Origin of the sequence: Janthinobacterium sp. BJB304, from assembly GCF_002735765.1 — a bacterium.
GTDB lineage: Bacteria > Pseudomonadota > Gammaproteobacteria > Burkholderiales > Burkholderiaceae_D > Janthinobacterium.
Genome location: NZ_PDZN01000002.1, coordinates 139812 through 162067, shown reverse-complemented (window position 1 = coordinate 162067; position 22256 = coordinate 139812). Strand labels below are relative to the sequence as shown.

The 22256-nt window shown below is 63.0% G+C and carries 23 protein-coding genes; 10 read left to right on the top strand and 13 right to left on the bottom strand.

Annotation, left to right across the window (positions count from 1 at the left end; all coding sequences use genetic code 11):
- Positions 1–84: 84 nt before the first annotated feature.
- Complete coding sequence (locus tag CSQ95_RS02725) at positions 85–810, bottom strand: hypothetical protein (RefSeq protein WP_143449881.1); 726 nt, start codon at positions 808–810, stop codon at positions 85–87.
- 156 nt (positions 811–966) lie between these two features.
- On the opposite strand from CSQ95_RS02725, the gene CSQ95_RS02720 reads away from it, so the two are divergent.
- Entirely contained in the window at positions 967–1224 is a 258-nt protein-coding gene (locus CSQ95_RS02720; protein ID WP_099408367.1) for a hypothetical protein, read from the top strand.
- An 8-nt stretch (positions 1225–1232) separates the two neighbouring features.
- Complete coding sequence (locus CSQ95_RS02715; RefSeq protein WP_257217922.1) at positions 1233–1724, top strand: hypothetical protein; 492 nt, start codon at positions 1233–1235, stop codon at positions 1722–1724.
- A gap of 20 nt (positions 1725–1744) precedes the next feature.
- Here CSQ95_RS02715 and CSQ95_RS02710 read toward each other — a convergent pair whose 3' ends face one another.
- From CSQ95_RS02710 to CSQ95_RS02685, 6 genes are all read right to left on the bottom strand, one after another.
- Positions 1745–2314: a DUF1439 domain-containing protein gene (locus CSQ95_RS02710; protein WP_070288282.1), complete on the bottom strand. Its 570-nt coding sequence runs from the start codon at positions 2312–2314 to the stop codon at positions 1745–1747.
- Positions 2315–2530: 216 nt separating this feature from the next.
- Positions 2531–3469, bottom strand: coding sequence for a hypothetical protein (locus tag CSQ95_RS02705; protein ID WP_099408365.1), 939 nt, complete (start codon positions 3467–3469; stop codon positions 2531–2533).
- 35 nt (positions 3470–3504) lie between these two features.
- Positions 3505–3948 carry a hemerythrin domain-containing protein gene (locus CSQ95_RS02700; RefSeq protein WP_099408364.1) on the bottom strand — a complete coding sequence of 148 codons (444 nt, stop codon included), beginning with the start codon at positions 3946–3948 and terminating at the stop codon, positions 3505–3507.
- A gap of 105 nt (positions 3949–4053) precedes the next feature.
- A complete protein-coding gene (prsR, locus tag CSQ95_RS02695) occupies positions 4054–5409 on the bottom strand; it encodes a PEP-CTERM-box response regulator transcription factor (RefSeq protein ID WP_099408363.1) in 1356 nt (451 codons plus the stop codon).
- A 12-nt stretch (positions 5410–5421) separates the two neighbouring features.
- Positions 5422–7473 (bottom strand): XrtA/PEP-CTERM system histidine kinase PrsK, encoded by a 2052-nt coding sequence (gene prsK, locus CSQ95_RS02690; RefSeq protein ID WP_099408362.1) that lies wholly within the window; start codon positions 7471–7473, stop codon positions 5422–5424.
- Positions 7470–8858, bottom strand: coding sequence for a TIGR03013 family XrtA/PEP-CTERM system glycosyltransferase (locus CSQ95_RS02685; protein WP_099408573.1), 1389 nt, complete (start codon positions 8856–8858; stop codon positions 7470–7472). The genes prsK and CSQ95_RS02685 overlap by 4 nt, the downstream gene beginning before the upstream one ends.
- Positions 8859–9062: 204 nt before the next feature.
- On the opposite strand from CSQ95_RS02685, the gene nadB reads away from it, so the two are divergent.
- The 3 genes from nadB to CSQ95_RS02670 all read left to right on the top strand — a co-directional run bounded on the left by nadB (position 9063) and on the right by CSQ95_RS02670 (position 11552).
- A complete protein-coding gene (gene nadB, locus CSQ95_RS02680) occupies positions 9063–10676 on the top strand; it encodes an L-aspartate oxidase (RefSeq protein ID WP_070218697.1) in 1614 nt (537 codons plus the stop codon).
- A 139-nt stretch (positions 10677–10815) separates the two neighbouring features.
- Positions 10816–11229, top strand: coding sequence for a hypothetical protein (locus CSQ95_RS02675; protein WP_099408361.1), 414 nt, complete (start codon positions 10816–10818; stop codon positions 11227–11229).
- Between the two features lie 65 nt (positions 11230–11294).
- A complete protein-coding gene (locus tag CSQ95_RS02670) occupies positions 11295–11552 on the top strand; it encodes a hypothetical protein (protein ID WP_099408360.1) in 258 nt (85 codons plus the stop codon).
- Positions 11553–11943: 391 nt separating this feature from the next.
- Here the strand turns inward: CSQ95_RS02670 and CSQ95_RS02665 are convergent, their stop codons facing one another.
- Genes CSQ95_RS02665 through CSQ95_RS02645 form a run of 5 tightly spaced genes read right to left on the bottom strand, consistent with a single transcriptional unit; the run spans position 11944 to position 18438 of the window.
- Positions 11944–13308, bottom strand: coding sequence for a toxin-antitoxin system YwqK family antitoxin (locus CSQ95_RS02665; RefSeq protein WP_099408359.1), 1365 nt, complete (start codon positions 13306–13308; stop codon positions 11944–11946).
- Complete coding sequence (locus CSQ95_RS02660; RefSeq protein WP_099408358.1) at positions 13293–14645, bottom strand: toxin-antitoxin system YwqK family antitoxin; 1353 nt, start codon at positions 14643–14645, stop codon at positions 13293–13295. Before CSQ95_RS02660 ends, CSQ95_RS02665 begins: the two co-directional genes overlap by 16 nt.
- Positions 14646–14654: 9 nt before the next feature.
- Entirely contained in the window at positions 14655–16985 is a 2331-nt protein-coding gene (locus tag CSQ95_RS02655; protein ID WP_143449879.1) for a hypothetical protein, read from the bottom strand.
- Positions 16982–17740, bottom strand: coding sequence for a PP2C family serine/threonine-protein phosphatase (locus CSQ95_RS02650; protein ID WP_099408356.1), 759 nt, complete (start codon positions 17738–17740; stop codon positions 16982–16984). The genes CSQ95_RS02655 and CSQ95_RS02650 overlap by 4 nt, the downstream gene beginning before the upstream one ends.
- A 14-nt stretch (positions 17741–17754) precedes the next feature.
- A complete protein-coding gene (locus CSQ95_RS02645; RefSeq protein ID WP_099408355.1) occupies positions 17755–18438 on the bottom strand; it encodes a VWA domain-containing protein in 684 nt (227 codons plus the stop codon).
- 276 nt (positions 18439–18714) lie between these two features.
- On the opposite strand from CSQ95_RS02645, the gene CSQ95_RS02640 reads away from it, so the two are divergent.
- The 4 genes from CSQ95_RS02640 (at position 18715) to CSQ95_RS02625 (ending at position 21102) form a co-directional block, all read left to right on the top strand.
- Positions 18715–19449: a helix-turn-helix transcriptional regulator gene (locus CSQ95_RS02640; protein ID WP_083287536.1), complete on the top strand. Its 735-nt coding sequence runs from the start codon at positions 18715–18717 to the stop codon at positions 19447–19449.
- Positions 19450–19635: 186 nt separating this feature from the next.
- Positions 19636–20085, top strand: coding sequence for a hypothetical protein (locus CSQ95_RS02635; RefSeq protein ID WP_099408354.1), 450 nt, complete (start codon positions 19636–19638; stop codon positions 20083–20085).
- A 33-nt stretch (positions 20086–20118) separates the two neighbouring features.
- The gene (locus CSQ95_RS02630) at positions 20119–20511 is read left to right on the top strand and encodes a hypothetical protein (RefSeq protein ID WP_099408353.1); all 393 of its coding nucleotides are present in this window, start codon (positions 20119–20121) and stop codon (positions 20509–20511) included.
- 63 nt (positions 20512–20574) lie between these two features.
- On the top strand, positions 20575–21102 hold the full coding sequence (locus tag CSQ95_RS02625; RefSeq protein WP_099408352.1) for a hypothetical protein: 528 nt from the start codon (positions 20575–20577) through the stop codon (positions 21100–21102).
- 26 nt (positions 21103–21128) lie between these two features.
- On the opposite strand, the gene CSQ95_RS02620 is transcribed toward CSQ95_RS02625, so the two are convergent.
- The gene (locus CSQ95_RS02620) at positions 21129–21584 is read right to left on the bottom strand and encodes a tellurite resistance TerB family protein (RefSeq protein WP_070218685.1); all 456 of its coding nucleotides are present in this window, start codon (positions 21582–21584) and stop codon (positions 21129–21131) included.
- Between the two features lie 80 nt (positions 21585–21664).
- Here CSQ95_RS02620 and CSQ95_RS30270 point away from each other — a divergent pair, with 80 nt between their 5' ends.
- Positions 21665–22252 (top strand): lipid II flippase family protein, encoded by a 588-nt coding sequence (locus CSQ95_RS30270; protein WP_099408351.1) that lies wholly within the window; start codon positions 21665–21667, stop codon positions 22250–22252.
- Positions 22253–22256 lie beyond the last annotated feature (4 nt).

The window sequence follows — 22256 nt, the reverse complement described above, 5'->3', positions numbered from 1 at the left end:
GAACATGCTGTGTCCAGGCATGCGAGGCAGGATTATAGTCGGCCTGCCTTCGTGGAAACAATGTCCGTTGAACAATTCCAGTGATCAGCGGCTCAGGAGCTCAAACAGGTCTGCGCCTTGCTTGGCGCCCTGATTGCGCTGCATGTCGGCCAGCGAACCCGGCGTAGGCGCGCCATCTCCGGCCGCGTGATTGAAATAGTTAAAATCGAGCTTGATTTTATCTTGCAGGCCGCTCGCGTAATTCTCAGGATACTGTGCCTGTTCCAGCTGCGGCAATGCATTGAAATGCGCCAGCGCCGACTTGAAGAAATTGGTCATCTTGCCGGTGGTATTGTATTCCTGCATGGCTTGCGCCACGACCTGGCTGCGCCACGCCTGCTCTTCATCATAGGCCTGCGTATAGGCGGCGCGCCGCTCGTTGACCGTAAATGTCCCGCTGTCGTCGTGCGTGATGGTGGCCAATTGCTCGCGCGACAAGCCCGCAAACGGATTGGGACCCTTGTTATCGATAAACGCGGTCGCGGCGGCGGCCGACCTGGCCGATGCCGCGTCATTCGGTTGCGGCAGCTGCTGTGCGGCGGCCGCCTTGTGTCCGGCGTCCAGCGGATACAGGATGCTGCTGATATTGTCATTGACCCATGCGCCCAGCGATCGATGATCGTATCCCTCGATAGCGGTGCTGGTCGCCGTCGCGGCCGTCGACAAACGCCCGGCCAGGGTCGAAATCACGACCTCTTCCGCGACGGCGCCGACGCCGACTGGCGCCTGGGCTGTCTGGGCCTTGTCCGATGCTGCCTTGCCTGATGACACTTTGTTGCCTTCCGCGGCAGACAGTGCCCCGGGTTGGATTCCCGCCGTGCTGATATTGATCATTGTCTGCCCCTGGATAAGTAAATGTTATTATATAAGTAAATATTACTATAGCACAACAAATGTCAAACCTGAGCAAGGGAATGGAGCAGCTTGATGCAGGAATACAGATTCAATATTTTCGGCACGCTGATCGCCATCCGGGGCAATCCGGGAGCATGGCGCGCATTCTATCTCGGTGCGGAAGGCAAGCGCCGCCCCGCCGATTTCATTATTCCGGACGATATTCAAGCAGATGCGCTATGCGAATACCTGGCCGACCTGTTCCATGAAGAGGCGACGCCGCGCAATAACACAACGACACAGATATCTTGTATGCCCGCCAGCATCACTCGCACTGAAGGATCGCCGTGAATAGATGGATGGAATACCTGTTCAGGGAACATAGCGAAAAAAAGCTACGCAGATGGGCACAACGGCTGAAGTTTTTCCGTTTTTTCAGGGCACTTGGAGGACATGCCAATGACGGCGACTCATTGGATATCTCCTTTGTCTATAAGGAACCGGCGCAACTCGACACATTTTTGGCGGACCTGGGCGTCGACCTGGTGAAATTTGACGCACTGCCACCGCAGCCCGTGCCGGGCGTCGCTTACCAGGGCGATCTGTTCCTGCAGTTTCCATCACTAATTGATGATACATTGTGGCAACAGCCAGGTCAGTGCACCATCACGGGTATCGAGGTGTTTATCTGGTGCCACGCAGGGGTGGTGAAAATTTCTTTACATGATGGATATGCAGTGTCAGAGCAGAATGTCCGCGACGCGGCAGTCATCGAAAAGCTGCTCGCCCGGGTGGTTCTTGAGCGGATAGATCCGCCTGCCGATAGCCGTCATTACTTTTGCCCGGAATAGCATGCTGATGCAATGCGCCCCTACTTCACCGGCTCGAACGTCACCGTCAAGCCATTGCCCGTGGTCCTGATCTGCGTGGGCACGAATTGCACGCCCGCATAGCGCAATTCGTCGGGCTTGAACGTGTAGATCGGCGTTTCATGCATGAGCTGGTCGGCCACCAGGCTGGCCACCTTGGCGAACTGGCGCTGCTGCGCCTCGTCCATGCCGTCGATGCTCACCTTGTCCACGCTCGCTTCGCTCAGGTAGACGGCGTTGCGCTGCGCGTCGAGCACCAAACGGCCCGACATGGCCAGACTGCCGCGCCAGGTCTGGCGGATGAACGGCGGCATCACGCTGGCGTCCACGCTCAAGGCGACGCGCTCGCGCTCGGGCTGCAAGGACAGCTGCGGGCGGGTCAGCTTGACGTCCAGCACGGACAGTACCCGTTTATCGATGGGAAAGCGGCGCTCGAGGCCTTGCTGCATCTTGCTGAGCGACACATTCACGTCGCGCGGGCCGATCAGGGTGGAACACGAGGCCAGCACGCTGCAGGCAAAGGCGGCGATGGCGGCGGTTTTCAGCAAGGGACGGATGGTGCTCACGTTCATGGATAGTCTCGGTGGAAAGATGGCGTCATCTTACACATGCGTCTGCTTTCACGCAAAAACCGGCGCCCACCTTGCGGCGGGCGCCGGTTTTTCTTATGTTGGCCCGCTTAGCGGACGAACAGGGCGATCAGTATGACGATGGGTAATGGAATGCCCAACAGCAGCAAGAGGATGGAACGCATGGCAGACTCCTTGATTTATCTAATAGGTAGGGGTTCAGATGGTGACGTGGCGCAGCACGCGCTCATGGTCGCGCTGGCGGCCGCCGAACGTTGCCGCCAGGCTGGCAACGAAAGCGCCGAGCAGCAAGGCGACGAACATCCACAGTGCCGTGTGGGCGCCGGCCTTGCGGGCCGTTTCCGCCGCTTGCTGGGCGGCAGCCTTCGCATCGGCGGCAGCTTTCACGGCGCGCGCATAGACGGCGTCGACGCGCGCTTCCGCTTCAGCCTGCGTCACGCCCATGCGGCTGGCCACGACCTGGCCCAGGTAGGCGCGGTCATCGGCGGCCAGGCTGCCCGTGGACAGGCTGGTGGCGAAGATCTTGCCGATTTCCATGCGCTGGTCGGCGACGGTCGCGCCAGGATTCGCCATCGCTGGCGTGCCGGTGGCAGCTGGCGCTGGCGCCGCGCGCAGCAGCATGTCCGAGAAATAATCGAGCGGATTGGCGCCGCCTCCCTCGCCTTGCCTGGCGCTGGCGGCACCTGCAGCACCTGCGCCCGCCCCTACGGCCGGGCCAACTGCCGCCGCCACGCCGCTGCCCGCATCGATGGCGCCGCTCAGCACGGCGCGCGTGCCGCCGGCCAGCACGGCCACGGTGATCAGGGTGGCCACGGCCCAGGCCAGCAAGCCGTGCGCCGTATCGCGGAAATGCACTTCATCCGTATGAATGGCGCTCCATTTCACGCGCAGACGTCCCGCCATGTAGCCGCCGATGCCGGAGGCGGCCAGTTGCATGAAGGCCAGCCAGGCGATGGTCGACACGCCGATGGCCGTGGCGTTGAACGACCACGGCGATACGGACGACAGGCCCAGGCCCACGCCGAGGATCAGCAGGATGAAGGACAAGGCGGCCGCCGCGGCGGCGCCCGCCAGCACGGCGCCCCAGGACACGCCCGGGTTGTTCAGGTCCGATACGGACAGTTGTGTAGCTTGCATGAAATACTCCCTTGGTTGTTGATTTTTTATGCCGTTCAGGCGGCGACGCCCGTCAGCTGTTGCTTGCGCGCGGCCATTTCCTTGCCCAGCGCGTCGAGGTCGACGGCCGTATCGCGTACCTTGGGAAACATATCGCCCTCTTCTTCCTGGACGTGATGTTCGATCTGCTCGGACAGGACCTTGACCTTGGCGTCGTACAGGTCATCGGCGGGGTCCATCGCGGTAATTTGCGCGATGAGTTCCTTGGCGCTAGCGTGCTCGACGAGGGCTTCATCCATCAGATCGCCATCGTGGATGGGACGACGCACGGCCGGGTAGAAGATTTCTTCTTCCAGCTGCGTGTGCACGGTCAATTCCTGGCAGATCTGGTCGGCCAGCTTTTTCTTGGTGGCAAATGAGCGGTCGCTCAAGCCTTCATACTGGGCAAACAGGGTTTTCACGGCCTTGTGGTCCTGCATTAATAAACTGATCGCATTCATGACGCCTCCTCGTTGTTGATGAGGCTAGGATGCGCCACGGCGGCGCCTGCGTATGTGCGACGCCTTACACAATCTTGATATTTGATACACATCAGTGCACGGACGCTATTTGATGCCGTGGTGGTTCATCAAGTCGTACAGCGTGGGCCGGCTGACGCCCAGCAGTTCGGCCGCCTTGGCGATATTGCCGTCGGCTCGCGCCAGCGCGCGCACCATGACCTTGTATTCGGCTCCGTCGCGTGCCTGGCGCAGGTTCAGCGATTCGTCCTGGGGCGCCGCCTGGGCGCCGGCGGGCAAACCCAGGTCGTCGGCGGCGATCTGCGGCCCGTCGCTCATGATGACGGCCCGCTTGATGCAGTTTTCCACTTCGCGCACGTTGCCTGGCCAGCCATAGCTTTCGATCAGCTGCAGCGCGCCGGCGCTGAAATGCAGGTTGCCGCGCCCTTCGCTGGCGCAGAACTTGTTCTTGAAATGATGGGCCAGCAATGCCGCATCGCCAGCCCGCTCGCGCAGCGGCGGTATGCGCAGCACGATTTCGCTAAGGCGGTAAAACAGGTCTTCGCGGAAACGGCCCTGTTCCGCCAGCACCTTTAAATCCTGGTGCGTGGCGCAGACAATGCGCACGTCGACGGCGATCTCGGCCCGTCCGCCCACCCGTTCGATGATTCTCTCCTGCAGGAAACGCAGCAGTTTCGCCTGCAGCGCCATCGGCATGTCGCCGATTTCATCGAGAAAGAAAGTGCCGCCGTGGGCCAGCTCGATCTTGCCCAGCGTTTGCCGCGCCGCGCCCGTAAACGCCCCCCGCTCATAACCGAACAGCTCGCTTTCCAGCAAGTTTTCCGGGATGGCCGCGCAATTGATGGCGACAAAACGCTGGGCATGGCGGCTCGACAGCGCATGCAAGCCCCGCGCGATCAGTTCCTTGCCGCTGCCCGAATCGCCCAGCAGCATCACGCTGGCCGACGAAGGCGCCACTTTTTCCACGCTGCGGCACAGTTTGAGCATGCCCGGATCGCGGCTGACGATGCCGGCCAGCGGGGAATCGGCCTGCGTCTGCAGCATGCGGCGGTTTTCCTGCTGCATCGCGTGCAAGTAGAACGCGCGGGCGATGACGAGGCCCAGCATGTCGGCCTCGAACGGTTTCTGGTGAAAATCGTAGGCGCCCAGCGCGATGGCTTTCAAGGCATGCGCGCGCTCCTGGTTGCCCGACAAAATGATGACTTTCGTGTCCGGCGCCAGCGCGAGGATTTGCTGCAGCGTGGCCAGGCCTTCCGTGGCGCCGTCCGGGTCGGGCGGCAAGCCCAGGTCCATCGTCACGACGGCAGGCTGGTGGCGCCGCACCAGCGCCAGCGCCGCCTCGCGCTCGCCCGCCAGCAAGACCTCATAACCGTCGAAACTCCAGTGCAGCTGCTTTTGCAAGCCGGGATCGTCTTCGATGACCAGCAGTTTCTGTTTGCCCATGGCACTCCTTTGCTATGCCGCATGCAGCGGCAGGATCACGCGGAACGTCGTGCCCACCTGCGGTTCGCTGCGCACTTCCAGGCTGCCGCCCACTTCGCGCAGGTACTCGCGGCTTTCGAACACGCCGATGCCCATGCCCGCCGTCTTGGTCGTGTCGAACGGCTTGAACAAGCGTTCGCGGATGAACTGTTCGCTCATGCCCTGCCCCGTATCGTCAAGCTCGACCACGGCCGTGTGCTGCTCGCGCCGCAGCCGCACGTCCACCTTGCCGTCGCTGGCCGTGGCCTCGATGGCATTCTGGATCAAGTGGCCCAGCACCCGTTCCAGCCGCGCGCGGTTGGCCAGCACCGTCAGTTCGCCATCGACGATTTCCAGCCGGGGCGCCGGCGCCAGGCTCGCCTTGGCGGCCACGGCCTGGCGCAGCAAACCGTCGAGCAGCAGCGGCGCGGGCGCTTCCGGCGCCTCGCCGCGCGCCAGCTTCTGCAGCAGGGTCTTCATTTTCTGCACGGAATGGTCCAAGGTGCCCAGCATGTCTTCCTGGAAGGCGGGATTGGCACGGTGCTTTTCCGCATTGCTCAGTAACAGGGACAGCTGGAACACGAGGTTCTTGAGGTCGTGCACGATGAAAGTCGACATGCGGTTGAACGACTCGAACTGACGCGCCACCGTCAGCGTATCGAGCGATTCGCGGTGCGCCAGGTAGCTGGCGGCCTGGCTGCCGGCAATTTTCAGCACGTCGAGGATTTCCCAGTTCAAGCCGATGTGCGTGCGTGGCCGCGCCAGCGCGACAAAGGCGAACAGCTGGCCATGCAGCATCAGGGGCACCAGCAGCCACACGTCGGGCAGCGCCAGCAGCGCGGGAGGCAACAGCAAGCCGCCGTACTGGCGCGGGTTGTTCTCGCAGTCGGGCACGTCGATCACCCATTGCCGCGCCTCCAGAAACTGGCACAGGCTGCCGGACGCCGGCTCGCTCCACGTGCTCGGCGGCCAGTTCCAGCTGGCGGCCGGGGCAAACAGGCCAGGTTCGCGCAGTATCCACAGCGCGCCGGCGCGGCTTTCCACCAGTTTCGCCATGGCCTGTATCGTGCGCTCGCCCAGGGCCGGCCCGTCTTCCGACAAGGCCCGCGTAAACCGCAGCCATTCCTCGCGGTAGTCGAAGATGGCATTGTAAAAATGTTTATTGATAGTCACCTTGAGCTTGGCGCGCAGGCTGCCCGAAAACAGTACGCCCGCCAGCAGCAGGGCCGCGCCGCCCAGGTAAGCCATCTGCATCAAGGAACCCCAGGTGCCGCCGAAATAGCGCAAATAATAGGCGCTGGCCGCCATGGCCAGCAGATAAATAGCCGAGCCCAGCAAGGCGGCCGAGCGGTACAGCATCTGGCGCGAGACGGACAGGCCCAGCGCCCAGCCCGGATTGCGCGCCGCCGAGACGGCCAGCAGCGGCGCGCACAGGGCGTCGACAATGCCGCGCGCGGCCCAGATGTCATCGTTGACCGCGCGAAACAGCAAGGCGTCGCTGTACAGATAGAAATCGTAGGCAAACAGCCCGCCCACGCCCAGGCACGCAAACTTGATGCCCCACCGTTTCAAGGGCGGCGTGTTGCGGTACCACTGTTCCACCAGCAACATACCCAGCACGGCCAGCAGTAAACGGCAGACACTGGCGATGATGCGCGCCGGCAAAGGCAGCGCCAGCCAGGAGGAAGCCATGGAGAGCAGCCAGGGCGCCAGCGCCGTGAGGACGATGCCGGTCAGCACGAGGCGCAAGCGGGGCCGCGACGGCTCGATCAGCAGCAGCAAAAACACCAGCCAGGCCAGGGTGCGCAGCAATTCGAGCGCGTCGCCGGCCAGCGCGATGCGTTGCCCCAGCAGCACCAGCACCACCGTGCCCGTGGCCCAGACTCCCGTCGCCAGGCACGCGACCAGCAAGGCGCGCACGTTCTGCCGCGCGCGCCAATTGCTGATGAGCAGCAGCGCCAGCACGAAAAAAGCCAGCGATGCCAGACCATGGCTGAGCGCCGCCGCATCGGCCGCCGCCAGCCAGTCCGACTGCGCCCGCATCATCGGCTGCCCTTGCCAAACAGTACCACCTGCACCGTGTCGAGCAAAATCAGCAAGTCGAGGAACAGGCTATTGTTTTTCACATAATACAGATCGTATTGCAGCTTCTTGACGGCATCGTCGACGGAGGCGCCATACTGGTAGCGCACCTGCGCCAGACCCGTGATGCCAGGCTTGATGTTGTGACGAATGTTGTAGTACGGCACCTGCTGCTTCAATTGTTCGACAAAATACGCGCGCTCTGGGCGCGGGCCCACGAAACTCATTTCACCGCGAAACACATTGAGCATTTGCGGCAATTCGTCGATACGCAGCTTGCGGATCAGCTTGCCCACGCGCGTGATGCGCGCATCGTTGTCCAGCGCCCAGATGGGCTTGCCATCACGCTCGGCGTCGCAGCGCATGCTGCGAAATTTCAGCACATTGAAGGGCAAGCCGTCGCGCCCGACCCGCTCCTGCTGATAAAACACGGGGCCGCCGTCTTCCAGGCGGATGCAGATCGCCGTCGCCAGCATGACGGGCAGCGCGGCCAGACAGATGACCCCGCTGGCGGCCAGGTCGAACAGCCGCTTCGAGGCGGCGCGGAAAAAGCTCTGGTCGAAGCCGCCGCCATAGATCAGATAACTCGGTTGCAAGGAATCGATGCGGATCTGGCATGCTTCGCGCTCGAAAAACGTGGCCGCGTCGATCACCTTGACGCCGCCCAGCGCGCATTCCAGCAATTGCTTGGCAGGAAACGCGCCATTGCGCCGGTCACTGACGGATACGACGATTTCATGCGCGGCATGGCGCTGCGCCGTGGCCAGCAGCGACGGTCCGGCCGGCAGCAAGGCCGAGGCCGGCACGCAGCATTGCTCGCCCGCCACATCGATGCAGCCGACCACCGTAAATTGATGGAAGCCGATCTTGCTGGCCGCCAAGTCCATGCATTCGCGCGCCAGCGCCCCGCCGCCCACCAGGATCAGCCGGCCTTCCATCAGCGCCGATTGCGAGGATTTGAATACCACGAGGCGCGCCAGCAGCACGCCGATGGCGCCCAGGCCGAAGATCATCGCGCTGCCGCGCCCGAATTGCAGCGCCGGAATAAAGCGTATCAGGACGCTGAGCACGGCAAAACCCAGCGCGAACGAAGGCAGGATGCGCAATAAGCTGTTGCTGATGTCTTCGCGCGAGCGGTGCTGGTACATGCCCAGCGCACTCATGCTCAGGACGATGACCACCGCAAAGATGGCGGACGACAGGTAAATATCGCCCACGCGCAGCACGCGGCTGCCGTCCGCCAGCCACAGCAAGGAAGTCAGGGTGGCCGACAGCAGCAGGAGCAGGATTTCCAGCAACAGCAAGATAAACGCTGTTTTCGAGACATAATGGCTGAAGATGCGGATCATGGTTCCCCCTGCGGCAAAAAACACCAGGCGGCGCGCAAGGCGGCCCGCTGCTGGTCTTGCCATGATGGCGAACTGTTCCAAGAAGACATTGATGCGCCACAAGCTACGGCCCCAGCGATCTTTCACTGGCAGAATTTATCTCAACACATTACCGAATGCGGGGAAATGGCATATAGTATGCTTCCCCTAAAAGAGATAAATGTCATGAAATTTGATGTAGCGATTGTCGGCAGTGGCCTGGCGGGTTTATCGGTTGCACTGCATTTAGCTGAGACGCGCACCGTCGCGATCATTTCCAAACGCGCGCTGCTCGATGGCGCCAGCAACTGGGCGCAGGGCGGCATCGCGGCCGTGCTGGACTCCGGCGACAGCCACCAGCAGCACATCGAAGACACCCTGATCGCCGGCGGCGGCCTGTGCGACGAGAGCGCCACGCGCTACATCGTCGAGCACGGCCGCGAAGCCATCGAATGGCTGATCGAGCAAGGCGTGCCATTCACGCGCGACGCCTCGGCCGAGCTGGGTTTCCACCTGACCCGCGAAGGCGGCCACAGCCAGCGCCGCATCATCCACGCGGCCGACGCCACCGGGCACGCCGTGCAAGTGACGCTGGAAGAAAAGGTGCGCGCCCACCCGAACATCAGCCTGTTCGAGCACCATTGCGCGATCGACCTGATCACCTCCGACAAGCTGGGCATGAAGCCCACGCAGCGCAATGCGCAACCGCATTGCCACGGCCTGTACGTGCAGGATGAGCAAACGGGCAAGGTGCACACGTTTGCCGCCGAGCACACCGTGCTGGCCACAGGCGGTGCCGGCAAGGTGTATTTATATACCACCAATCCGGACACGGCCAGCGGCGACGGCATCGCCATGGCCTGGCGCGCCGGCTGCCGCGTGTCGAACATGGAATTCATCCAGTTCCACCCGACCTGTTTGTACCACCCATATGCGAAATCGTTCCTGATCACCGAAGCCATCCGCGGCGAAGGCGGCTTGCTGAAACTGCCGCCTGAAGCGGGCGCGGCTGCCGGCCAGCGCTTCATGCTGGCCCACGACGAGCGGGCCGAACTGGCGCCGCGCGACGTGGTGGCGCGCGCCATCGACTTCGAGATCAAGAAGCGGGGCCTCGACTACGTGCACCTCGATATCAGCCACAAACCGGCCGAATTCCTCATCGAACACTTCCCCACCATCTACGCGCGCTGCCTGGAACTGGGCATCGACATCACCAAGCAGCCGATTCCCATCGTGCCCGCCGCCCACTACACGTGCGGCGGCGTCGTGACGGACCTGTCCGGCCGCGCCGACTTGCCGGGGCTGTACGCCGTGGGCGAGACGGCCTGCACGGGTTTGCATGGCGCGAACCGCCTGGCGAGCAATTCCTTGCTCGAATGCATCGTCATCGGCCGCGCCTGCGCGCAGGATATCGAAAGCAAGGAAAAGCTGGGCACGCCTTACCTGCCCGACTGGGATGAAAGCCGCGTCACGGATGCGGACGAGGAAGTGGTAATTTCCCACAATTGGGACGAGCTGCGCCGCTTCATGTGGAATTACGTGGGCATCGTGCGCACGACCAAGCGTTTGGAGCGGGCCCAGCACCGCATTGCGCTCTTGAAGGAAGAAATCGACGAGTACTACCGCAACTTCCGCATCACGCACGATTTACTGGAATTGCGCAACCTCGTCGACGTGGCCTCGATGATCGTCAACAGCGCCCTGTCCCGCCGTGAAAGCCGTGGCCTGCACTTCAGCAGAGACTATCCGGAAACCTTGCCGAAGGCCATCGCCAGCGTGCTGACGCCGCCGCACCGCTAAGCCACCAGGCCCTTCCATCATGGAACCCATGCAAGGTCCGGGGTCGTACCCTGAGGGTACGACCCCAGTCTGCGTCTTGGGGGAACGCCATTTGCCAGAGGCGGCCCCGCTGCAGGCATCGCGCAATCACCAAAACTGAATGCAAATGTTGAATAAGAGACTTTTTGATGCCATTGCATCCGCGGTGGACCTGGATGACCCTGCAGAACAATCTTCAGCGCAGCGCTTCATGATTGAGGCTATCGGCAGAGTGACTGCCCAATTGCCAGCGGTTGCCAGGTCAGCGGCAGCGGTGGCGAATCGATACATCACCGGTGCGGCGACGGCTGAGGAAGTCATCGCCGAGCGTGTACGTCTCTGGCGAGCAATTGAAGGACGAGACCAATCGGACGAGCCGGACGTTTTGAAAATAAGAACGGCCATATGCGTCTTGCATCCTATGGATAGTGGCGCTACTGCCGAGACATTGGAGTATTTTTTTGAATTTTGGCGGCAAGCAGGCTTGGCGCAAGCTGAGCTTGAGGCCGCTGCTCGGAACAGGTATGGAATTTGAGGTGGCTTCAAGCGGCCAGAAGCGGAAGTTCACGATGTCATTGAAGTGTAGTTTAAGGTTGTCCTATGATTAGTAAAGATAACGCTCCGGCAGCATGGGCCACACTGATGTACGAGCTTGAAGATGCACAAGAACACTTGACCACACTCATATCGAAGATGAGTAGCGAGGCTGACTACGATGAGGTAAATCTTCGCATTGACCTCGGCCATGTGTTTGCGCACTTGAACAGGGCTTGGCATCTGCGGGACTTGACGGAAGAGCTCGATCAAGAGCAGTGGCAGCGCGCCGGCCAATTTCCCAAGGACTTAGACCCGATATAGTTCGTGGACGATTGGCTGGATCCGGCCTATTGTGTTGAAAAACGCGGGTACGTTAACCTGTAGATAGAATTCCTGCCAGCCTGGACTGGCCAGAACCGCCGCTATTGAACGATCACCGACTGCTTGGAGATTTGGAGACATCCCGAAATGGTTGCCGCTCGACATTTTCAACACAATAGGGCGAAAGCAACCGACCATAAAAGGCCAGGTCCGGCACAAACGGCCATGCGCCAAGGTCCCGTCCTGGCTGGCAGCGGTGTTTGACGCCAACAGCACAGTGCTGCGACCGGACGAACCGTGGACGCCAACCAGTGTCATCCCCGTACCTGTACCTGTCTCGCAAAAAAGGCAGACCACGCATCACTGATCGAACGGCAATGACTTGCCCCGTTTACGATTCCGGCGTCAACGGCTCGATGCCATCCTCCGTGTACGACATCTTGGCAGACGCACCCATACACTCCCCCTGCGGCTCGTCCGCCACATAGCGGCATTCGCTTTCCAGGCTGCCATCTTCGTTCCAATGCCGCGTCCAGCCCTGGCGCTCGCCATCCACGTACTCGATCAGCTGGCGCGGCTTGCCATCCGCATACCAGGAACGCAAGGCGCCCTCCTCGCGCCCGCCTGCGTTCCACAATTTGTGCACGATCAATACGCCGGCCCGGCTGAAACGCTGTTCGCTGCGCAAGACAAAGTGGCCGCCATGCGTGCGCTTGCTGGCGACTTTACCATCCGGATAATATTCGACGCTTTCACCGACAGGCTTGCCGTCAACATAGTTGCCTGTGCGATGCACCTTGCCATCCGGAAAATATCCGGTGCTGGGTCCCATCATGATGCCGTTGTCATGCTGGCTGCGGCTTTCCACGCTGCCGTCGGGATAGAACAGCAGCAGCTCGCCGTCCGTCTCGCCCTTGACCCGCGTCATGCGCGTGCGCAGCTTGCCGTTTTCATCGAACGTTTCCACCACACCATCGGCGCGGGCGCCGTTGCGGTAGGTGCGCGACTCGATCAGCTTGCCACTCTGGTGATAAGTCTGCTCTTCGCCTTCTTGCACGCCATTGCGCCAGCTGCCGCGCATGGAAACCTGGCCGTCCGGGTAATAGCGGGTTTGCACGCCTTCCTGCACGCCGCGCCCGTCCTGCTCCACCAGCATTTCCAGCTGACCATGCGGGTAATACATGCTGTAGTTGCCCACCAGCTTGCCGCGCAGGTAATCGGGGGCGTCGACCTGGCCCGTCAGCCGCTTCGGCTCGCCTTCGCGCACGTGATAGATCTCGACTTGCCAGGTGCCGGGCAGCTTGCCGGGCGGCAGCGGAACGACCAGCGCATAGCGCGCATGTTCCTTCACTTCGCCGCGCGTCAGATTGTGATTCAGGTACAGGCGCGCCTTGCCGTCGGCACACGCTTGCGGCTCGCAGCCGCCCAGCTTGCTGACTTCGGGCATGACGAGCGCTGCGCCGGGTGCCGGACACGATCTGATGCGCATCAGCAAGGGCGTCGCCTCGCGTATCAACGGCGCCAGCTGCTGCTTCATGGCCGCGTATTGCGCTGCGTCCAGGTGCACGGACAAGGCATCCATGCGCACCTGGCGCCCGCCGCAACCGTTGTCACTGGCCAGTGTCAGTACATCGCCGCCGCCCTTGCCGGCCTCGGCCTTGATCGCGCTGACCACTTGCCGCTGTTCGATCTCGGCGTGGACCAGCGCCGGCCACAGCAGCGTTGCAAGCAGCACATGCTTCACAAGGCGCGCCATGCTTGCTCCTTGCGCTGCAGTTCCGGCGCCGGCGCCGGCGGCGCCTCCCCGCATGCGCCCTGGGCCTTGCCGGCCACATAGCGGCATTCGCTTTTCAGGCTGCCATCCTCGCGCCAGCTGCGGCTCCAGCCGTCGCGCCGGTCGTTCACATACTCGATGGCTTGCTCGGGCTTGCCGCTTTCGTACCACGAGCGCGACGTGCCCTGCTCGCGCCATTGCGCATCCCAGCGTCGTTCCAGCACCAGCACGCCCTGCGGACTGTAGCGCTGCAGGCTCAGCAGCCCTCCCTTGTCGCCGTACCGCTGGCGGCTTTGCACCTTGCCGTCGGGATAGAACTCCAGCGCTTCCCCGACCGGCAAATCGTCGACCTGCGTCATCCTGGCGTGCACGGCGCCATCGGGGTAGTAATTCGTCGTCAAGCCATTGGACTTGCCATCGTGCATTTCCGAGCGGCTGGAGACTTTTCCATCCGGGAAATACGTGAGCATCTCGCCTTCCATCTTGCCGCTGCGTAAAGTGTAGCTGGTACTGGGCTTGCCATTTTCATCGAAGGTTTGCACTGGCCCGTCCAGGCGCTGGCCGTCGCGGTAGCTGCTCGTCTCGCTCAGCTTGCCCGTCGCGTGATAGCGCTGGTGCTCGCCCTCTGGCATGCCATGGCGCCAATTGCCGCGCAGCTCCAGCGTGCCGTCGGGATAGTACTTGCTGCCGATGCCGTGTTGCCGGCCTTGCCCATCCTGCGCCACCTGTTTCTCGACCTTGCCATTGGGGAAATACGTCACATAGCCGCCCACCAGCTCGCCGGAGGCATAATCGGCGCGGTTGACCTGGCCGGACAGGCGCAACTTGTGGTCGGCGACGCTATAAATATCGACCTTCCATGTGCCTGACAGCTTGCCTTTCGGCAAGGGCAACAGCAGCACGTTGGGCGCTTTTTCCTGCTCGATGGGGTAGAAACCTTCGTGCAGGTACAGCCGCGCCCGGCCATCGGCACAGGCGGCTGGCGTGCAGGCGGCGATCTGGCGCACGATGGGCACGCTTGCATCCTCGGGGCATTTTTTCAGGGTGACGAGCATGGGCGTCTTGCTGCGGATGTGCCGGGCCAGATCGGCTTTCAGCGCGTCGTACGGCGCCTCTTCCAGATTGACCGAGCGGGCATCCATGCGAATCTGCTTGCCACCGCAGGCCGTCGTGCCCGCGATAGTGAACACATCGCCGCCTTCGCTATCTTGCTCGCTGGCCATGCTGGCCAGCACCTGGCGCTGCACGATGTCCGCCTGCGCCATGCCCGGATACAACAAGCAGGCGCCCAACATGGCGCATAGGGTCTTGATTTTCATGCTATTCCTTTAATTTTGCGTCGTGGCGGGCGCGTCGGCAGGCACGAAACTGGCACGGCCGTTGCGGTAGCGCACCAGCACTTCAACCTTGCCGTCCTGGAATTGTCCATTTTTCACGGACGGGTTGAAAGTCCAGCTCTTCAGGCTATCCAGGATGACCTTGTTGAGCATGGGCTCCATGTATTGCTCGGCCCGCGCGGCGGTCAGGCTGCCATCGGCAGCGATGGACAAGGTCAGGCGGCTTTCGCCGCTGGCCTGCGCCTCACTCAACACGCGGTAGGCGACGGTGGCCATCGTGTCGCGCTGCACGCTGGCGCCCTGGTCTGGCGGCGCCGGCAAGGCTGCCAACTTCTTTGCCAGCAAGGCACCGTCTGCCAGCGCCTTGTCCCAGCGCTTCGGATAGGCGCCCGGCTGCACCAGGCGCAGCATATTGGCCGCGCGCTCCATGCGGCTGGCCGTGCGCTCGACGCCGTTGTCGGCCGCTTCGCCTTCTTCGGCCGGCATGGCATTCTGCGCCGTATGGCGCTGCGCCGTCACTTGCGCCAGCGCCACCAGGTTGGCGGCATCCTGCTCGCCCCCGCCGCCGCGCAGCAGCGCCGTGGCGGCGATGCCGAGCCAGGCCACGCCATCGGTCGGACGTGCCCACACGGCTTGCTCGAAGTACTGGCGCGCCGCTTGCGGCTCGTTCAAGCTCAGGTGCGTGCGCGCCAGCGCCGCCGCGGCCAGGTGGTCGCGCGAATCGGCTTGCAGCAAATCGAGGTAGGTATCGGACAGGCTGGATTGGTAGCCGGGCAGCCAGCCCATGCTTTCCATCATCGAGGTGCGCAGGCGCGTGCGCGTCAGGTCGCCACTGTAGCCCGACGATTTTTCCCGTTCGCTGCGGTACAGCAGTTGCAGGCCCCGCACGACGGCGGCATCGTCGCCCTTGCCCATGGCTTGCGACAGGCTGCGCACGGCACGGCGCACGTCCGACTGCTGCAATGCACCGGCCTTGCGCGCATGCCAGTCCAGCTGTTCCAGCCCGGCTACGGGCACCGTCGTGGCTTGTTGCCCGGTCTTCTTTTCCGCATCGTCGGGTACGGCGGTCCAGATCGCAAAACCGATCACGAACAGCACGATCAGGATGACGATGACCACCCAGCCCGTGTCCGACACGGCGGACTGGCCTTGCGCGGCCGGCGCCGGCGCGGCGTTGCCAGGCAAGGTACGCGGACGCCGCGGCGGCGGCGCCTGCCTTGCCTGCGCCGAAGCCTGAGCCTGAGCCGAAGCTTGCGCGGCCGCGCCGATCACCTTGTCGCGCGCGCAGGCCGCGCAGCCCTGGCCCGCAAAATGCTGGTGTTCGGGATTCGCGGCGCAAACGACGAGCTTGCCGCCGCTGCGCTGCGCATAACCGCGCAGCAATTGCGCCCAGTCGGCCGCCGATGGCCGCTGGGAGTTTGGCGACTGGGAAAACGCGCGGTCGAACATGGCGCGCAGCTCGGGCGGCATCAGCGCGTGGCCGCTGGTGGCGTTCGGCGCCAGCAGCTTGTGGCGCTTCACGCCATACGCGTAATAACCATCGCGGATGCGGCCGGGAATATCGGTGGCCACCTGCGCATTGCCGGGCCGCCCGCTGTATGGGTGGATGCCGAAGTTGAGCAACTGGAAGATGACGACGGCCAGGGCAAAACGGTCTTGCGCCATTTCCGTGCCCGCAGGCATGCCCTTGCGCTGGAATTCCGGCGCCAGGTAGTCGGCCGTGAATTGCTCGGCAGGAAAACGCTCCGCATGGCCCTGGATGCTGAAACCGTCGCAATCGAGCATGGCGATGTACAGCGAATCGCGGTAAAAGCGCAGGTTCACGGGTTTTAAGTCGACCACGTAATGCTGCTGCTGGTGCAGCGCGTCGAGGACGGCGGCCAGATTGGCGGCCAGGGTCAGCTTGGGACCGAGTCCCGTGGGCAAGCCGGCCGCGCGTGCTTGCCGCTCCTGCATGATCTGTTCCAGCTCGGCCGTCTGCGCCATGTCAAGCAGGGGCATGACGAAACCGGCAAAGCCGCCCTGGCCGTCGAACACGGCCGCTTGCGGCCACGCGATCTGCACATAGCGCTTGCCGTTTTCCACTTGATCGGGCAATTCAGGCGACAGTTCCAGCATCGCTTCGAGCTTGCGCCGGTTGGCGGCCCGGTCCAGGTGCGGGTGGTACAGCTTGGCAACCTGCGCGGACGCGCCGGGCAACAGGTACACGCTGCCCGCGCCGCCGCTCTTGACGAGTTTGCCCAGTACCAGGCTGCGGACCTTATCCAGCCATATCTTGCCGCCCGGACTCAATCCGGGCGTGACTCCCTGCTTCCGGCTCATGCGCGCAAGGCCAGCAGCAGGGTCTTGTCGTCGCCCGTGATCTGATGCGTGCGCGGGTCGGCCAGGGTGGAGGCCAGCGCCGTATTGCCCAGCTCGCTGCTCTCGACCGTACGCAGATAGCCTTGCACGGCATCCATGAACGGCGCGTACAGCGCTGCATTGTTTTTGCTCATGGCAAAGGGCATACAGCCGTCCGACATCAGCACGACGCCGCGCACGGCTTGCGGAATCGCCAGCAGGCGCAGCTGTTCGCGCCATCGCTCGCCGCTGATGAAGTAGGTTTCATTGGCGTATTCGCCGTTGGCGGGCAGCGAGATCAGCTCGCCGCCGTCAATCAACTGCGCCACGCCCAGGCCGTCGCCCAGGTGAAAGAAGAAGCCGGCCTCCTGCCCCATGACCACGCCGACGACCGTGCAGGCGTAGTCGTCCAGGGTGGCGTTGGCCGCGCGGGCGATGTCGTCGAGCGCGGCGCGGATCTGCGCCAGGGTCGCCGCCAGCGCGCCGTTATGCAGATCCTGCACGGTGGCGCCCTGCTCCAGCCGGCCGGCCAGCGCTTGCACGGTGTGCGCTGCGACAAACTGCGCGCCCTGCTCGCTGAGGCGGGCCGAGCCGGCGCCATCGCAGACGATGGCCACCAAAACGTCGTTCACGACGGCGTGCGCGTGCGCATCCTGGCAAGGGATGTCTTTATCCAGGTGCGCCTTGCCCGTGACGGAGGCGCCGAACACGCGCCAGGTATTGTGTACCGCAGTCATGGATCAGCGGGCTTTCACGTATTCACGACGGACCAGCCGTCCGTCGATGCCAGCTGCGCCTGCGCGCCGGGACGCGACTGCGACACCACCTGCATGCTGGCGCTCAGCCACAGGAACAGTTCGCGGAACTGCAAGCCCTTCAGCTGCTTGACGCCCCGTTCGCCACGGCTGGAAAACTGCCCCAGGGTATCGGTATTCGCATTGTCGCCCACGGCGATGGGGAAGATCGCCACTTTATTCGCCTGTTCAGCCGCGCGCGCCTGCTCGGCGCCGCGCTGCCAGGGATCGGTCGGCTCGCCGTCCGACATCAAAAACAGCCACGGCCGCGTGTACGCCACGCCCGCCGCGCGGAAACGCTGCTTTTCCTGCTCGATCTCGGCCAGGGCCAGTTCGACAGCCGCACCGGTCGGCGTGGTGCCGTTCGCTTCAAGCCGGGGCGCCGTGAAATCCATGGCGTCGCACCAGGTGCTAGCCACCACGGCTTCATCGTGGGCGCCGTATTGAATCACGAGGATGCGCACGCGCTTGGCGGCGATCACATCGGACTTGAGTTCCTGTTCCAGCAAGGCCAGGCCTTCGTTCAGCAGTGAGACGGGTTCGCCCGCCATGCTGCCGGAGCAGTCGAGCACGAGCACCAGCGGCGTGCGTTGTTCGGTGTTGTCGACCAGGGCGACGTCGGGAATCATTATTGAACTCATGGGCAATCGGTAAATGTGAAATCGGACATAGTGCGAATCTTACATCATGGCCGTGATTTACCCGCGCGAGTTTCCTACAGAACACTATCCAGAAGGACAGGCGCGAACCATTGCGGCACCGATATCTTTGTACTATCTTGATAGTTGCCCAGGACAGAAGGCAGCGAACAGACCTTCCTCACAAAGGTGGGACGAATCGCTGCGCAACACCGCCCTTACCCAGTTCCGCACCTGCGCGCCTGCGGCACACTGATGTAGTCAGGATTGGGGGCAAGCATGGACACAGGTACAGCAACGGCGGATGTGGGGAAACTGATCGCCGCCATGTACGACTCGGCCTGCGGCGCGGGCGACTGGCCGCAGCTCGACAGCTTTGACCTGAGCGGCCAGCAATGGCAGGAACTCTTGCCGCATCTACAACGCGCCCTGTGCCTGCAGCAGCGCCTGCGCGAAGCGCAACTGGCCAGCCACTGCGCGCTGGCGGCGCTCGATGCCATGGGCGCCATCGTGCTGGTGCTCGACGCCAACCTCGGACTACGTTTCGCCACGCCCGCCGGCCACGCCTTGCATGCGGCGCAACTGGCGCACGCCGCGCCGCCCGACCTGGCACGCGCCGTGCGCATGGTCATCGGCAGCACCGGCGGCGCAGCGCAATGCCAGTCGCTGCGCCTGGCGCGCAGGCAGCAAGGTCCCCTGGCCCTGACAGTCACACCGCTTGCCGATTGCCAGCCCCCATGCGCGCTGCTGATCGCGCGCGATCCCACCCAAGCGAGCACCTCTGTCACTGCCTTGCGGCAACTGTTCGACTTGACGCAAGCCGAAGCGCAAGTGGGCAAGGCACTGGCGCAAGGGGCCACCATCGAGGAAATCGCCGCGCGCGGCGGCATCAGCGTCAATACCGTCAAGACGCATCTGCACCACACCTATTTGAAGACCGACACGCGCCGCCAGGGCGAGCTGATCGCACTGATCCACGGCGCCACGGCGCACCTGACCGTGTTGGATGCCTGAGGCCGTGTCATCCGATCGGATGATGTGCGCGGCATCTTGCCTGCCTACACTGGCAAGACCGGGCGCCCCCGCCTTGCCAAGGTCACCACGGCGCACGCGGGCCTCCCGGCGCGATTTCCCTGGCATCGACAACAATATCGCCGCGCCGGCAGCGGACGGCATCAAAGTTCAAGGATGGGTAGAAAAATGAAAACATGGATCTTGGCCGGCACCCTGGGCATCTGCGCCCTGCTGGCAAATGCACAAACGCTTCCCGACAGCCAGACCGTCGTCATTCCAGGCGGGCGCATGCAGACGATCGAACTGCCCGCCCACAGGCACTTCATGAGCGCGCAAGAATTTTCTCCGTTCCGCGGCGGCTATGAGCTGTCGAACGGCCAGGTACTGTACCTGCGCAATATAGGCAGCATCGGCGCCATGATGTATGCGCGCATCGATGACCAGGAAGAACACCGCATCGTCGCCAGCGGCAGCAACAGCTTCGTGGCGCTCGACCGGCAACTGGCCATGCGCATTGACTTGCGTGACGATGGCAGCGTGGGCGGCGAAGTGCTGATGGTGGTGCCGGCCGAAAAACTGGCCAGCGGCGACATCGTGCCCGCCCATGTTCAAAGCATGAGCCTGGCATCGCGTTGATGCAGCAAGCCGCCTTCCGCATGGGTGACAGCCATGAGCAAGCAATATTCTGTGCAACAGCAAAACGCGCTGACCCTGGCCGCCATCAAACAGACGGCGGCCTGGTGGCGCGCCCGCCCCCTACCCGACGCGTTGCGCCAGTGCGCGGCCAGCCATGGCGTGGCGCTGGACACGGCCATCATGCTCGACCTGCAACTGGCCTTCCCCGACCTCCCCCTCGTCTGCGGCAAGCTGCTGAGCGCCGATGGCCGCTTCATCCATTTCGAAATGGACCTCGACGACGACCTGCGTGCCTTGCCTGGCAGCGTGGCGTGGGACGACATCAGCACCAGATTTGACTTGGCCGCACACAAGCGCGGCACGGGCGTGGGCTATGGGGTGTTGTGCAAGAAAGTGCTGCAGGAATTGAATCGCGGCGCGCCCTAGCCGAACCGCTGCCGCCACATGCTATGATCGGCGCCCCGATCATGAGACAGATGGCAACGGCACATGCAACACTCACCCGGCAACAACCCGATCTCGACGCTGCTGCGCGGCGTCCTGCGCCTGCTGGCCTGGCCCCTGCTGGCCCTGGTCAGCGCCGCCTGCACCAGCACCACGCGCCATCCTGCCAGCGAGCCCACGCAAGTCGTCCTGCGCTTTACCTATGACGACGGCAAGCCGATGCGGCATGACGATTACCTGGCCAATGCGCGCCAGCAAACGTACATCAAGCGCTGCAGCAAGATAGGCAGCACCACTGTCTGCGACGTCGGCTCGGATCCACTGTTCATGGGCGGCGACGCCCCGCTGGACGCCAACGGCGAAGTGCGCGTCACCCTGCACTCGACCGGCCCCATCGGCAACAATCCGACCACTCATTGCATCAAGGGCAAAGGCTACGTCTTTGATTCCGGCGACTGGAAGCGCGGTCCCTTCAGCCCCGGCCAGGTGATCGAGATCCGCTACAGGATACGCGAAGTGGACATGGCGTGCCCCTGGTCGTCGGGCACGCCGCCGTGGTGGGACAAGAGTTAAGCCAGCCGGGGCCGGCTGGCCTGGCTTTACTGCAGCTCGAACTCCGCCGGAGTCAAGCCCAGCTCGCGCGCGATCTTGCTGGCAACGCGCTGCTCATTGGCGTCGAAATTGCCGTCTGACGAAGCGACGGCGATAATCATGCGCACCAGCAAGCGCGACGCCTCCACATTCGACTTCATCTTGCCCAGCGCCTGATACGCCTTGGCTTCGCCGATATCCTTGTCGAATTCCAGCTGGCCGACATAGTCCTGGAAAGCCTTGATCACGTCCGTGGTGGTAAACACCGATAGCGCGTCATTGCTTTCAATAAACTTCACCATCTTCTGCTTCTCTTCCGCACTGACGCTGCCGTCGGCCATGGCGATCAGGGCCGAGCCCGCCATCGCGGCGTTGAGGAAATCCTTGTTCTTGTACTTCAGTGCCTCGGTTTTCAGTTCGCTTGCCTTGGACTTCAGCTTGCTCAAAAAGGAATCGAAACTCATGGCGTACCTCCGGGTTGGTTGATTCATATCGAGCGGCAAGTCTTGCCGCCACCAGGGATAGTTGAGGGTGCAAGCTTGAAATACAAGCAAGAGATAAGCTTAAGTATGCCGGTGGTATTGACCTCACCCACAGGCAAAAAGCCGGGGCCAGCCTGGCGACGATACTGGGCGCCATCCTGATCCCCACCTTCCAGCGCGCCTTCTGCCGCGCCGTCGAACACTTCCAGGTGCACAGGTCGGCACCGAAACTGCTGCTGCACGCCGTCTTCAGGGGCGGGTTGTCCTACCTCAAGACCTCCGCCAGCCTGCCCAAGCCCGCCAACGTCACGAGTTTGCGCGAAAAATCCGGCGTCTCCGTCTCCATCGTCATCGCCACGGCCCTGTGGGTGGTCGGGGTCTTCGCGGCCCTGTACGCAGGCGTGCCCCCCCAGCGTGCACGTCACCTCCAGCACCCTGTCATCAATCATCAACGGCGGTGCCACCATCATGATGGCCGTCTGCATCGACCCGTGGTGCCGGGCATGATGGCCGACCTCATCGAGGGCAAGATCGAGGAATCGCAGTTCCGGCGTGCGGTGGTGTGGCTGGTGGGTAACGGGAAGCTGATTTCGCAGTTTTTACTGGTACCGTCGGCGGTGGTGATTATGGAGGTGGCGAAGGACTTGTAAGTCT